We start from the raw sequence: 13,271 nt of genomic DNA on the forward strand, positions 1-13,271 counted from the left end.
GTAACACATAACCTGAGCCAAAAAGCGCACAAAGAACTCCGAGAACCAATGAAACTATATATATGATGACTGCCTTCTTCACAGCACCTCCGAGAGATAACGCCCCCAACAGGGGACGAGCGCAGCGAGATCCCGCGCACGCAGTGCGCAAACTGATTGGCCTTGTTATACATCAGTACTTGATTTTGCAACCTGAGGAGTCCTTAAATTCACCGAAAGCGATGATAATAAAGTCTACAAATGCCCAGATACCCAAACCACCTAGCGTAAGAACCTGTGCTACGGCTGATAGGTAGCGACCTGCGTAGAAACGATGAGCCCCAAAAACACCAACAAAAAAAGCGAGGGCCAACATAAGAAAAATGTTCAAGTCGCTCACTTGTTCAGTTTGGCTATGTACAATAGTTTGATTATTCATATTACTTCCTTGTTCCCACTATCTGGGACTGATGTATAACGCTCCGCTCAGCGGAAGCAGTTTGGTTGGCCAAAATCTGCGAGGCACGAGCAGTAGCCAACCAAACGATTGCGATCCGCCTGTAGCGGCTTGTTAAGTGCGCTCTGGAAGCGGGTACTTCAGCCGCACATCTTTAGTTTGAATTTCTCTTGGTCCCTTAGTTGGGTCATGAAAATACCAAATGTTGAACTTTCGCTCGTTTGGTCTTGTGTCATGTCGTAAAGATTCCCAGCCAAGGTGACTAGCAACATTGGATGCTACTTTAAGTTTCGCAGGCGAGCTAGCTTTCCCCTGGAATGCACTCATCACAGAGCCGAGCAGAAAATCAGCAATTTGGATTTGCTCAGACTCTTTCGAATCCTTGGTTACAACAGCTCTGATAGGGACATTACCATTGAACTTGTTTTTGAGCATGCTGTTTGCAATCTTGTGAAAGGCTTCATCAGCCTTTTTGTATCTCGAGGGCAATGGATCGACTTCAATCCTAAACTCACAGTCACGATTGGGGTGAGCTTTATTAATTGCATTGATTTTTGTCTGTATCAACTTGGTAAAATGCTTCCTCATGGCTAAATCATAATCACCGCCATGATATTTCTTATCAACTACACCCTTGCGAACGACGATACAGTGAAAAGCTAGCCACTGGTGCTTGAAGAACATATCAATTAAGTCTTCATAGAAATTGGCATAAAACTTCTTATGTGCTTTTTGCCACTTTATTTCACTGTCATAGTTGTGCTGCTCTCTTAGCTCCCTTATCAATCGAGCAAAATCTCCCCTTCGTTGGTATTTCATCCAAAGGGAACCAAACCCGTAGTACGCCTGGCCATCGACGCCTGACTCATCGCAGGCAACATGCCAAATCAGTTTTCCATTCTGCATTCAACCTCCGAATTGTTGGGCCAACTTGGGCACTTAACGCTCCGCTCAGCGGGAGCAGTTTGGTTGGCTAAAATCTGCGAGGCACGAGCAATAGCCAATCAAACGATTGCGATCCGCCTGCAGCGTCTTGTTAGAAGCTCATACCTACCAGCCCTCTAGGTAGGAGCCAACCTCTTTTCCCTTGTCTTGGTCATTTTTTGACATATATCCCAAACGATTGTTTTCATCTCCAAGGCTAACCCTATGAAATACAAAGCATGCCAAGAGATAAACAGACCAGAAAAACAAAATCAAGCCAATAAACAGCAAAGACTTTGAATATAGGCCCAATCCATCTCTAAAAAACACAATGGGCACGCCAATAAGCGCTACTAGCCATGAAATGTGTAGAAAGGAGACTTTCGCAGCCGTTTTGATAATCCCTGAGTTATAGTACGACACCATCAATTCCCTCTGATGCTTCTAACAGTATATTATGCGGAATTTCCATTTATCCCGCTGTTGTAAAATTCTGGCAGTTCAACTAAGTGCCTACACTGCCTATCAAAATGTCACCATCAGCGCTTATGGTCCTTGGTGAAAGCGAGAATCGTGTTGAAAACACGCCAGTTTCGTTAGCAATCACCAACCTGCAACCTAATGATATTAAAAGGTTATATCGTTCAAAGTTTGATTCGTACGGCGCGTTAACACTCTGACTGTCGCCACCCAGTTGCTTGATCCTCGCTAGATTACACCTATAACTGTATATACATACAGTGCAATTACATCTGCGAGGTTGAACATGAGTGCCAGTCCATTTATCCGTCAGGTTAGGGAAGCACTGCGGGTGCGACACTATGCCTTGCAGACGGAAAAAACTTACCTATTTTGGGTTAGACAGTTTATACGTTTCAATAACTTACGACATCCCTCTGAGCTAAGCAACCCGGAGATAGAGGGATTTTTGAACTATCTGGCCAATGTGCGACAGGTCAGTGCCTCGACACAAAATCAGGCCTTGTGTGCGCTGATCTTTATGTACCGTCATGTCATTGAGAAGCCCATTGAGGGATTGCAGTTTGGCCTGTCTAAGCGCCCCAAGAACCTTCCTACAGTCCTTTCTGCACACGAGGTCAATCAGATCATGGCGCATCAGAGCGGCGAGTATTGGCTGATTACCGCCTTGCTTTACGGAAGTGGCCTCAGGATCCACGAAGCGCTTAGGCTTCGACTCAAGGATATTGATATTGAAGGTCGCTCTCTCTTTATCTTTCGCAGTAAACACCAAAAGGATCGGTACTCTCTCCTGCCGGAATGTGCGGTTGGTCCTATTCAATCACAGATTGAGTACGTTGAAGCCCTGCACCGGGCCGATCTGGAAAAGGGTGAAGGCCGGAGTTCGGTGCCACCTGCCTTGTATCGGAAATATCGACACAGCCTGAACAGCCCAGCATGGCAATACCTGTTTCCCTCATCGACGATCTGTGTCCATCCCTATGACGGTTATCGCTGCCGCCACCATAAACATCGCAGTGCGTACGCCAAACGGCTTCGCCAGGCGGTTATCGCAGCGGGCACTCGGAAACGCGTCACCGCGCATACCTTTCGCCACTCCTTTGCCACGCACCTATTACAGAACGGTACCGACATTCGCACGGTCCAGACGTTGTTGGGACACAGTGATCTTCGCACTACGGAGATCTATACCCATGTCACCGGTCAAAGGCATGCGGGAACCCTAAGTCCGGCCGACCGACTCGCCTCTGGAGGCAATCCCAATGGCAGGGATGTCTTAACTGGGCTTTAGCCGGAACAGGGCTAAGCACCTTGGACTTCCTGAGCTATCCATATCCCCATATTCGTTGCGAGCCAGAGGCTCGTCAGCCCATAGCGCTCTACTCCTCAAACCTTCACTGCAAAGGGACAGGCAATGAAGATTACAGCTCGGTGACATGCTCGCCGAAATACCAGACCTTGCGAAACTGGCCTTTATCTTTGTGTGAGATCAGTTTGATGTTCTCTATCAACACATCGTCCGACAAGATCGTCCGGCCGACGTTGTAGATCAACAAATCAACCGGCTCAGACACTGCGTAGCGTTTCTTTATTTTTCTTCGATAGGTCGCCGAGGTGTAATCCTTCACCTGCTCTATATCCGGGACTTGGGTATTGCGCGCTGCGGACAGTGCTTTTGCCACATCCTCGGAGCAGGCCTCAGTCAGCTCGAAATAGACCCATTCACCATTAATGTGGCACTTAAGATCTGGCTTGCCTTCATGGGGGGACTGCTTGGAGACCTGGGTACACAACAAACCGGCCGCTTCGGCGAACCGCCGGAAGATCCCGATCTCCACCTCACCTTTCTCAGATTCAGATGCCATTCGCCCTCTCCGCAGGCTTGTCCAACGATGATCCGCGACCAAAACTCTTCAATCCAGTTTGGCCCTGTTTCTTGAAAACAGGCAAAACCGGAAAAACAGAAAAAACAGGCAAAAGCCCGACCGCTGTACCGATCGCCGTTGCGGGAATCAGCCCGGATTAGGAGAGCTGGGATGGGGAGAGCTGGTATGGGGAAAGTTAGTGAGACGCCAGTGCCCGTTCAACGGTAAGCCGGAAGATAAAGCCCGGCAGATCCATTGTCCGCCGGGCTGTGACCCAACACTCTCGGGAATATTGAGCGAGTTTAACCCGAATAGGCCCTGTCCCAGTCCTTCCACACGGGTTGCAGTCCGCTGGCCATGATGGCACCCGCCACCGATTGAGGTGATCGGTCATCGTCGATGGAGAACTGCTCCAGATCGTCCGAGGGCTCGGCGTAACCGCCGGGTCGAGTGCTGGAGGCCGCCGAGACCGTGGTGATCCCAAGGGGAAAGACGTTATCGCGAAAGTGCTCGGATTCCCGGGTCGACAGGGAGAGATCGATCTCCGGGCCAAACAGGCGCAGTGCGGCGATCAACTGCAACAGTTGCCGCTCGCCCACCGGCGAAACCGGATCCCGCTCCCCCGGCATCGCGCCCTGCCCTTCGCTGGTGCAGGGACGGATCCGCGGGAAGGAGACCGAGTAACGGCTGCGCCAATAAGTACGCTGCAGATAGTCAAGATGGAGCGCCACCATGGCCGCCTCGACCCGCCAGTTGGCGAGCCCCAGCAAAGCGCCAATGCCGATCTTGTCGACGCCGGCCTGGCCCAGGCGATCCGGGGTTTCCAGACGATAGCGAAAGTCGGTCTTATTGCCACGCAAGTGGTGCTTGGCATAGGTGCGCTGATGGTAGGTTTCCTGATACACCATGACCGCATCCAGGCCCAGGGTTTTCAGCTCGGCGTATTGTTCGCTGTCCAGCGGCTGTACTTCCATCTGCAGGTAGGTGAACTGCTTCTTAACCCTGGGCAGCATACGGCGGAAGTACTCCATGCCCACCTTGCGCTCGTGTTCGCCGGTGACCAGCAGGATATTGTCGAATCCCATGGTTTTGATGGCGGTCAATTCGGCTTCCAGCTCATTCTCGTCCAGGGTGTGGCGCTTGATGCGGTTACTCATGGTAAAGCCGCAGTAGTCACACTCATTGGCACAGAGGTTGGAGAGGTAGAGCGGCACATAGAGGCCGATGTTGTTGCCAAAACGCTGCCGGGTCAGCCGCTGGGACTCCCCCACCATCGGCTCCAGGAAGCCATCGGCGGCCGGGGAGATCAGCGCCAGGAAATCCTGCCAGTCTCGCTTGGGCTTGGACAGCGCCCGCTGGACATCGGCGGGCGTCTTGCTGTTGATGGTCAGCGCCAGGCCATCCCAGTCCTGTTGCTGCCAGAGATCATAAAAGCTCATCACTGTTCCTAATTTTCGTGACGTTCCACCGGGACCGCCTCGCGCTTCGTTTCGTAGGTCAGATCAGCCCGCGTAGCGGGTGTGATCTGACGCTTCGTTTCATGCCATCTAACCTACGGAGCGAGCCGTCAGCTTACGCGACTGCGTCGCTAAGCTAACCTACGGAGCGCTAACCTACAGAGCGAGCCGTCAGCTTACGCGACGGCGTCGCTAAGCTAACCTACGGAGCGCTAACCTACGGAGCGAGCCGTCAGCTTACGCGACTGCGTCGCTAAGCTAACCTACAGAGCGAGCCGTCAGCTTACGCGACTGCGTCGCTAAGCTAACCTACGGAGCGCTAACCTACAGAGCGAGCCGTCAGCTTACACGACGGCGTCGCTAAGCTAACCTACGGAGCGCTAACCTACAGAGCGAGCCGTCAGCTTACGCGACGGCGTCGCTAAGCTAACCTACGGAGCCTTACGCTCTTCCCTAGCGCCTAGCAGGGCGAAGCCCGCCCTAGTACCTAGGCTCTCTCCTAGGCTTCTCGTCACCTACCTAGGGAGCGATCCGTCAGCTTACGCGACTGCGTCGCTAAGCTAACCTACGGAGCAGGCGGTCGCTAAGCTGACCTACGGAGCGTGGTGAAGCCCGTCCAAGGAGCCGCTGCTAAGACAAAAAGCCGGTCAGGGGGCTGGAGGCTTCGGCCTGGGTCAGCACCTGACCCAGGCCCGACTCGTAGGCGGTGCGGCCTGCTTCCACCGCCTGCTTAAAGGCCCGGCCCATGGCGATGGGATCCCCCGCCACCGCCATGGCGGTATTCACCAGTACGGCGTCGGCACCCAGCTCCATCGCCCAGGCGGCGTGGGATGGCGCGCCAATGCCGGCATCCACCACCACGGGCACGCTGGCCTGTTCGATGATGATCTTAAGGAACGCTTCGGTCTTGAGTCCCTGGTTGGAGCCAATCGGCGCACCCAGCGGCATCACTGCGGCACAGCCCACCTCCTCCAGACGCTTGCACAGCACGGGATCGGCATGGCAGTAGGGCAACACCACGAAGCCGTCGGCGCACAGGGCTTCGGCGGCCTTGAGGGTTTCAATGGGATCCGGCAACAGGTAGCGGGGATCCGGGTGGATCTCCAGTTTGAGCCAATTGGTCCCCAGCGCTTCACGAGCCAAATTAGCGGCGTAGATCGCCTCCTCGGCCGTCTTGGCACCCGAGGTATTGGGCAGCAGATCCACCCCGAGTGCTTTGAGGGGCGAGAAGATATCCCCCTGGGCACCGGAGAGATCGACCCGCTTGAGCGCCAGGGTCACCAGCCGGGAGCCGGAGGCGGCGATGGTTTCCTGCATCAAGGCATTACTGGCAAACTTGCCGGTACCGGTGAACAGGCGGGAATCAAAGGTTTTGTCCGCGATGGTTAACATAAGTCGTCCCTACCCTCCCGCGATCACGGAGAAGATATCGAGGGTGTCGCCCTCGGCGATGGGCGTGTCGGCCCAGACGGTGCGGCGCACCACGGCACCATTGCGCGCCACAGCCACACCGGGCTTGTCCTGGCCCAGCTCGGCCAGCAGTTGGCCGACGGTGACCGCCGCCACGGTTTTGCTTTCCTGATTCAGGGTGATATTCATACTCTTTCCTTCACGCCGCTGCCACACACGGGGCAGTCATCGGCTTTGGCCAGCCCGAAGGCCTGCCAGTGAACAGTCAGTCCGTCGAAACGGTGCAGCTTGTGCTCCGGTGGTAACCCCAGCAACAGTCGCAGCGCCATCAGGGCCTGCAGGGTCCCGACCGCGCCGACCACGGGGCCGACCACGCCAGCCTCGCGGCAGGAGCCGGCATCGGCCGACTCATTGGGATCGCTGAAGCAGGCGAAGCAGGGGGCGTCGACCGCGCCGGGCTCGATCACCATCAGCTGGCCCTGCCAGCCGATGGCGGCCCCGCTCACCAGGGGCACCCCAGCCCGGACACAGGCCCGATTGATGGCATGACGACTGGCGAGGTTGTCGGTACAGTCGAGCACCAGATCGATCCCCGCCAGACGCTTAGGTAACCCCTCGGCACTGGCCATCTGGGCCAGTGCCTCCACCCGGATCCCGGGATTGTGCTGCTTGGCCCAGGCTTTGGCCGCCTGTGCCTTGCTCTGCCCGATCTGATCGGCCCGGTAGAGCGTCTGACGGGGCAGATTGGACAGGGAGATCCGATCGCCATCCATCAACACCAGCGCTCCGCGCTCGCCTGCGCCCTGCGCTTCGCCAATGCCGGCGCCAATGCCAGCACCAATCCCGGCGCCAACGAGGTACTGCACTGCGGGACAACCCAGCCCGCCCAGACCTATCACCAGTACCCGCTTGTCGGCGAGGCGCTGCTGTCCCGCCTCGCCCCATTCGGGCAGCAGGAGCTGACGGCCGAAACGCAGGTACGCCTCATCCCTAAGCATGGGTCGCACCCTCCGGGCTCAGCGGTCGCGTCGGCAGGGTTGGCGCCGAGTCGAAGGCCTGCTGCAGTGCCGTCAGCGCGGCGCCCAGATCCTCCGCCTGGGTCACGGCCCGCACCACGGCGATGCTGCCGACGCCGCTTTTGGCCACCTCGAAGGCGCGGGGGATATCGATCCCACCGATCGCCACCGCCGGCCGGTGGGGCTGGACCAGGGCGACATACTTGCTGAGCCGCTCCAGACCCTGAGGCGCCGAGGGCATGGCCTTAGTCGGCGTCGGGAAGATATGGCCCATGGCGATATAGCTGGGCTGTAAGGCGTGGGCCCGCAGGATCTCGTAATAGCCATGGGTGGAGAGACCCAGCTTAAGGCCGGCGCGGCGGATCGCGGCCAGATCGGCCACGGCCATATCTTCCTGCCCCAGGTGCACGCCGTAGGCGCCGTGCTTGAGGGCCAGCTGCCAGTAGTCGTTAATAAAGAGGCGGGCTTCGAAGGCATGACCCAGGGTGATGGCCCGGGCAATCTCTGCCTCCACCTCATCCGCCGCCTTGTCCTTGATCCTCAGCTGGAGGGTTTTCACCCCCTGCTTTAACAGCTGCTCGACCCAGTCGACGCTGTCGACAACGGGATAGATACCCAGCTGTGCCACCTCACAGTCGGCGAATGCGCCCGCTTGCTCCTCGGCATTAGGTATGTAGGCATCATCACTGCCGAATGAACGATGGTGTACGCCGTCGGCAAGGGTGTCGTCCAGACCATAGGCCCTGTGCAGCGCGCTTCCCGGCAGGGGAATGCGGGGAAAGCTCTCCAATTGCGTCGGCCAGCCGGTACGGGCCAGGGGCCCGGGTCCATCGCCGTATTGCTGTGACGCCAACAGGCCGTTATGCAGGTAGGCCCGCACCACGCAGAAGGCGTCCTCCAGCACATAGTCCTGGGCGAGCACCGTGGCCAGGGCCGACGACAGGGTACAGCCACTGCCGTGGGTGTTGTCAGTCTCAATGCGCGGCCCGTCAAACAGGGCCTTGAGCCCGCTGCTGTAGAGCAGATCCACACAGCGTGGCGCATCCTTGTCGCCGTGGCGATGCTCGCCTTGGACAAACAGGTGGCCGCCCTTGGCCAGCACCGCCCGGGCACCCCGCGCCAACAACTGCTCACAGGCTTGGACCACCGCCTGGGGTGAATCGATCACCACGCCGGTCAGGGCCGCCAGCTCATCGCCGTTGGGGGTAATGAGATCGACATAAGGCAGCAGGGCGTCAAATTGATCCGACGCCTCCACGGTATTGAGCATGGCGCCGGAGCTGGCCACCAGCACGGGATCCAGCACGATGGGCGGCAGTTCATCCTTACGATCCGCAAACCAGTCCGCCAGCAACTTCACCTGGGCCGGACCGGTCAGCAGGCCGATCTTGATCGCGCTGGGTTTCAGATCCGCCCACAGGGTGTCGAGCTGAGCAATAAAGCCGATGTCAGAGACAGGCTCGACGTGATCCACCGCCACCGAGCTTTGCGCGGTCAAGGCGGTGATCACGCTACAGCCGTGACCGCCCAGATCCTGGATGGTCAGCAGATCGGCCTGAATGCCGGCGCCACCGCCGGAATCACTTCCGGCGATGGTCCAGACGATCGGCCTTTGGGCTGGAGCGGAACGCTTTGGCTTGTCTGCCGAGCTCATGCGCGCTCCTCGGCGTTCACCTCGGCGTAGAGCTGGGCACCGCTCTCACGGAACTCCTTGGCCTTGGCCGCCATGCCGGCTTGCGCCACATGCTCGGTGGCGGGGCCGTCGGTGACGTCCTCCACCTCGATCAAACACTCAGGATTGGCCGCGGCATAGTCGCGCACCTCCTGGGTGATCTTCATAGAGCAGAACTTAGGACCACACATGGAGCAGAAGTGCGCCACCTTGGCGCTCTCCTGGGGCAGGGTTGCGTCGTGATAGGCCTTGGCGGTTTCCGGATCCAGCGACAGGTTGAACTGATCCTCCCAGCGGAATTCGAAGCGGGCCAGGGACAGGGCGTTATCACGGATCTGCGCGCCCGGGTGGCCCTTGGCCACGTCGGCGGCGTGGGCGGCGATCTTGTAGGCGATCAAGCCCTCTTTGACGTCCTGCTTGTCCGGCAGACCCAGGTGCTCCTTGGGCGTCACATAACAGAGCATGGCGCAGCCGTACCAGCCGATCATCGCCGCGCCAATGCCGGAAGTGAAGTGATCGTAACCCGGTGCCACGTCGGTGATCTGCGGACCCAGGGTATAAAACGGCGCTTCCATGCAGTCTTCCAACTGCTTCTCCATGTTGATCTTCACCAGGTGCATCGGCACATGGCCCGGGCCTTCGATGATGGTCTGCACATCGTACTGCCAGGCCACCTTGGTCAGCTCACCCAGGGTCTCCAGCTCGGCGAACTGGGCGCGGTCGTTGGCGTCAACAATGCCGCCGGGGCGCATGCCGTCCCCCAGGGACAGGGAGACGTCGTACTGGGCACAGATCTGGCAGATCTCCTCGAAGTGCTCATAGAGGAAGTTTTCCTTGTGGTGGAACAGGCACCACTTGGCCATGATGGAGCCGCCACGGGACACCATGCCCACCACCCGGTTGGCCGTCATGGGCACATAACGCAGCAGCACACCGGCGTGGATGGTGAAGTAATCCACCCCCTGCTCGGCCTGCTCGATCAGGGTGTCACGGAACACTTCCCAGGTGAGATCTTCAGCGACACCGTTGACTTTCTCCAGCGCCTGGTAGATGGGCACGGTACCGATAGGAACCGGCGAGTTACGAATGATCCACTCCCGGGTCTCGTGGATATGCCGGCCAGTGGACAAGTCCATCACGGTATCGGCACCCCAGCGGCAGGACCACACCAGCTTCTCCACCTCCTCTTCGATGGAGGAGCTGACGGAGGAGTTGCCGATATTGGCGTTGACCTTCACCAGGAAGTTACGGCCGATGATCATCGGCTCCGCTTCCGGGTGGTTGATGTTGGCCGGGATAATGGCGCGGCCCCGGGCGATCTCCTCGCGGACAAATTCCGGCGTAATGTCTTCGGGCAGGTTGGCGCCGAAGTTTTGGCCCGGATGGGCCCTTTTCAAGATCTCATTGCGCACCCGATCGCGCCCCAGGTTTTCCCGAATGGCGACGTACTCCATCTCCGGGGTAACAATACCGGCGCGGGCGTAGTGCAGCTGGGAGACGTTCTTACCCGGCTTGGCCCGGCGAGGCTTGGGCAGGTGCTCGAAACGCAGGTGATCGAAGCCTCCATCGGCCAGACGCTGCTGGGTAAAGTGGGAGCTGACGCCCGGCAGTTCCTCGGTATCGTCCCGCTCCAGTACCCAGTCACGGCGCAGGGGTGCCAGCCCCTTGCGCACATCCAGCTCGCTGGCCGCGTCGCTGTACGGACCGGCGGTGTCATACACAGGGATCGACTCGTTATCCCGGGTGATGGGATTGTCTTTGTCGCCGCCGATCACCGACGGCGTCAGGTGAATTTCCCGCATGCCGACGCGAAGGTCGTCACGGGAGCCCGTCAGGTACAGTTTCTCTGAATTGGGGAAGGGGTGACCTTTGAGGTTATCCAGGTATTGCTGGGCCTCGGCGCGCACCTCGCGGCTGTTCTTACGTGACGGTGCCTTTGGGGTGGCGTTTTGTTGCATGCTCGACATAACAATCTCCGGAAAATCCATTGGGAAATTGCCTGTCGGACGTGAGCCTGTTGGCGAACAAATTCTGCGCCCCCGACCGGGGATGGGAGTCCGATCTCACACTGACACCGGGGGCGTTGCTTGTTTTCCTACGCCGGTATTACCCGGTTCAGGTTCCACGGATCCCGCTTTCGCGATCTCAGCCCGGCTGCTTTGCAGCATCAGGCACTCCGACAAGACCCGAGCAGTATGGCAACAGCATGAAAAGATCACAATAGGTCCGCCTTCACGAACTATAATTTTTCCTTTCTTTTACAAACCGATACCTCTTGTATTCCGTGCCGGACATCGTACCTGCCCCAATATCGTCAGCCACCAAGTCCGTTGGAAGGTCCAACACCCCACTCTTCTCTCTGGCCAGCGCCCCCTTTTTACAGGCCGCCCCCTCAGTCATGGCGCTGGCAGTTGCCAAGGGGGATGCCAGGCAAAGTAACACTCACTGGATGTATGCCTTTCGGCAGAAGGTGATCCGCGCCGTCGCCAAGGCCATCACAGGGATCGCCTCCGGCTCCAGAGTCTCGGCTCCCTCCTCCGGTGCCAGTTCAGGCTCCGGATGGATCTGGCCGTTGTCACAGTTCAACTCCACCCGGATATGATGCCAGGCTCCCGAGGACGAACGACTCAACTGCAGCGCGATCTCCGGCGGTTGCGCCGACAGCACTCGGGCATACCAGTCACTGTTGGCCCCTTCGCCGATCGCTTCACTGTAGAGGTAGATGGGGACGGCCTGGGCAGGCAGGCTCAGCACACACAGCACCTTGACCAGTGCCCTCCCTAACCTGTTTATGCTAACTATCTGTTTCACCAAGCACTCCTTGAGTTCACCGGTCGAAAAAATGAGTGAAACGCGACCCTATACCTAAGGCGACCAAAATCGACACCGGCTGTGCTTCGAAGGCGTGTTTTGACCACCGAAGCAAAGCGGTTCCGGGCAAAGGCCCCAGCAGGGCATTAAGGGAAACAGAGGGATCCCGGATACCGGAGAAGCTTGTTTTCCGGCCTCAAACGGGGTGGGCGGCCTGTAACCGTTCGAGCAGGGTGGTGATCTTCAGGGAGAGATGGCGATTTTGCGGATAGAGGGCCCAGATCCCCTCGGCGGCGGGACGATAAGCGGGCAGGAGTTCGATCAACGCACCGCTGCTCAAATGCTCCTTCACATAGAGATCCGGTAACTGAACCACTCCCACGCCCTTGAGCGCGGCATCCAACAGGGCGCGTCCGCTGTTGCAGCGCAGCCGCCCCTGTACCCGCACACTGCGTGCCTTTCCTCCCTCCTGAAAACGCCAATGATCCAGGGTGCCGATCAGACAGTTGTGCCCCTCCAGCTCAGACACCGTATGAGGCTCGCCGTGGTGCTGAAGATAGGCTGGTGCCGCGCAGAGGTGGAGGGTACGGCTGCCCAGTCGCCGGGCCATCATACTGGAATCCTCCAGTTGGCCCAGACGGATCGCCAGATCGATCCCCTCCTCCACCAGATCGACCCGCTGATTGGTCAGGATCAACTCGGCATCGATCTCAGGGTACTCGGTACAGTAGTCGTTCAGCACCGGAGCAACATACTGTTCACCGTAGATCACCGGCGCCGTCAACTTCAGCTTGCCCCGAGGTGTGCTGTGCAGATCGGTAACCGCCCGCTCCGCCTCCTCCAATCCTTCCAGCAGGGGACGACAGTGACGGTAATAGATCTGTCCCAATTCCGTCACCGAAACGCGACGTGTGGTGCGGTAAAACAGCTTGGTGGCCAAGCGGGTTTCCAGTGCGGTGATCTGGCGGCTGACCTGGGCGGTGGAGATCCCCAGCCGTTTGCCCGCGGCAGTAAAGGATTGGGTTTCCACCACGGCCACAAATTCGCTGATCCCTTCCCAGTGGAACATGGCTGACTCCTTCGATTATTACAAAACTGCAAAGGTAATTTGCATATTAGCCTGATTATCACAGAAAAGGGGGGAGATAAAATGGTCGAACGTTCGATATTTCCCAAAGATGGCACTGCCCTAAAGGAGCA

At 57.9% G+C, this 13,271-nt stretch carries 13 protein-coding genes and 1 riboswitch; of the genes, 1 reads left to right on the top strand and 12 read right to left on the bottom strand.

Features of this window, described 5'->3' with window-relative positions; translation table 11 throughout:
- Positions 1 to 172: 172 nt before the first annotated feature.
- From AC2D8U_RS06140 to AC2D8U_RS06150, 3 genes are all read right to left on the bottom strand, one after another.
- Positions 173 to 418: a TM2 domain-containing protein gene (locus AC2D8U_RS06140; RefSeq protein WP_484618171.1), complete on the bottom strand. Its 246-nt coding sequence runs from the start codon at positions 416 to 418 to the stop codon at positions 173 to 175.
- A 132-nt stretch (positions 419 to 550) separates the two neighbouring features.
- The gene (locus tag AC2D8U_RS06145) at positions 551 to 1,342 is read right to left on the bottom strand and encodes a DUF3800 domain-containing protein (protein WP_484618172.1); all 792 of its coding nucleotides are present in this window, start codon (positions 1,340 to 1,342) and stop codon (positions 551 to 553) included.
- Positions 1,343 to 1,486: 144 nt separating this feature from the next.
- The gene (locus tag AC2D8U_RS06150; protein ID WP_484618173.1) at positions 1,487 to 1,783 is read right to left on the bottom strand and encodes a hypothetical protein; all 297 of its coding nucleotides are present in this window, start codon (positions 1,781 to 1,783) and stop codon (positions 1,487 to 1,489) included.
- Between the two features lie 343 nt (positions 1,784 to 2,126).
- On the opposite strand from AC2D8U_RS06150, the gene AC2D8U_RS06155 reads away from it, so the two are divergent.
- Positions 2,127 to 3,131, top strand: coding sequence for an integron integrase (locus tag AC2D8U_RS06155; protein ID WP_484618174.1), 1,005 nt, complete (start codon positions 2,127 to 2,129; stop codon positions 3,129 to 3,131).
- 130 nt (positions 3,132 to 3,261) lie between these two features.
- On the opposite strand, the gene AC2D8U_RS06160 is transcribed toward AC2D8U_RS06155, so the two are convergent.
- The 9 genes from AC2D8U_RS06160 to AC2D8U_RS06200 form a co-directional block, all read right to left on the bottom strand.
- Entirely contained in the window at positions 3,262 to 3,705 is a 444-nt protein-coding gene (locus tag AC2D8U_RS06160) for a hypothetical protein (protein WP_484618175.1), read from the bottom strand.
- Positions 3,706 to 4,007: 302 nt separating this feature from the next.
- Positions 4,008 to 5,144, bottom strand: coding sequence for a 2-iminoacetate synthase ThiH (thiH, locus tag AC2D8U_RS06165; RefSeq protein WP_484618176.1), 1,137 nt, complete (start codon positions 5,142 to 5,144; stop codon positions 4,008 to 4,010).
- 648 nt (positions 5,145 to 5,792) lie between these two features.
- Complete coding sequence (locus AC2D8U_RS06170; protein WP_484618177.1) at positions 5,793 to 6,554, bottom strand: thiazole synthase; 762 nt, start codon at positions 6,552 to 6,554, stop codon at positions 5,793 to 5,795.
- A gap of 9 nt (positions 6,555 to 6,563) precedes the next feature.
- Entirely contained in the window at positions 6,564 to 6,761 is a 198-nt protein-coding gene (thiS, locus tag AC2D8U_RS06175) for a sulfur carrier protein ThiS (protein ID WP_484618178.1), read from the bottom strand.
- On the bottom strand, positions 6,758 to 7,570 hold the full coding sequence (locus tag AC2D8U_RS06180) for a HesA/MoeB/ThiF family protein (RefSeq protein ID WP_484618179.1): 813 nt from the start codon (positions 7,568 to 7,570) through the stop codon (positions 6,758 to 6,760). The genes thiS and AC2D8U_RS06180 overlap by 4 nt, the downstream gene beginning before the upstream one ends.
- Positions 7,563 to 9,242, bottom strand: a complete 1,680-nt coding sequence (thiE, locus tag AC2D8U_RS06185) for a thiamine phosphate synthase (RefSeq protein ID WP_484618180.1) — start codon at positions 9,240 to 9,242, stop codon at positions 7,563 to 7,565. Before thiE ends, AC2D8U_RS06180 begins: the two co-directional genes overlap by 8 nt.
- Entirely contained in the window at positions 9,239 to 11,227 is a 1,989-nt protein-coding gene (gene thiC, locus AC2D8U_RS06190; protein ID WP_484618181.1) for a phosphomethylpyrimidine synthase ThiC, read from the bottom strand. The genes thiE and thiC overlap by 4 nt, the downstream gene beginning before the upstream one ends.
- A 107-nt stretch (positions 11,228 to 11,334) precedes the next feature.
- Positions 11,335 to 11,449: riboswitch (TPP riboswitch) on the bottom strand.
- Positions 11,450 to 11,702: 253 nt separating this feature from the next.
- Positions 11,703 to 12,071, bottom strand: a complete 369-nt coding sequence (locus AC2D8U_RS06195; RefSeq protein ID WP_484618182.1) for a hypothetical protein — start codon at positions 12,069 to 12,071, stop codon at positions 11,703 to 11,705.
- 196 nt (positions 12,072 to 12,267) lie between these two features.
- A complete protein-coding gene (locus AC2D8U_RS06200; protein WP_484618183.1) occupies positions 12,268 to 13,140 on the bottom strand; it encodes a LysR substrate-binding domain-containing protein in 873 nt (290 codons plus the stop codon).
- Between the last annotated feature and the right edge of the window lie 131 nt (positions 13,141 to 13,271).

The sequence above is a fragment of the Ferrimonas sp. YIN67 genome (assembly GCF_057219095.1).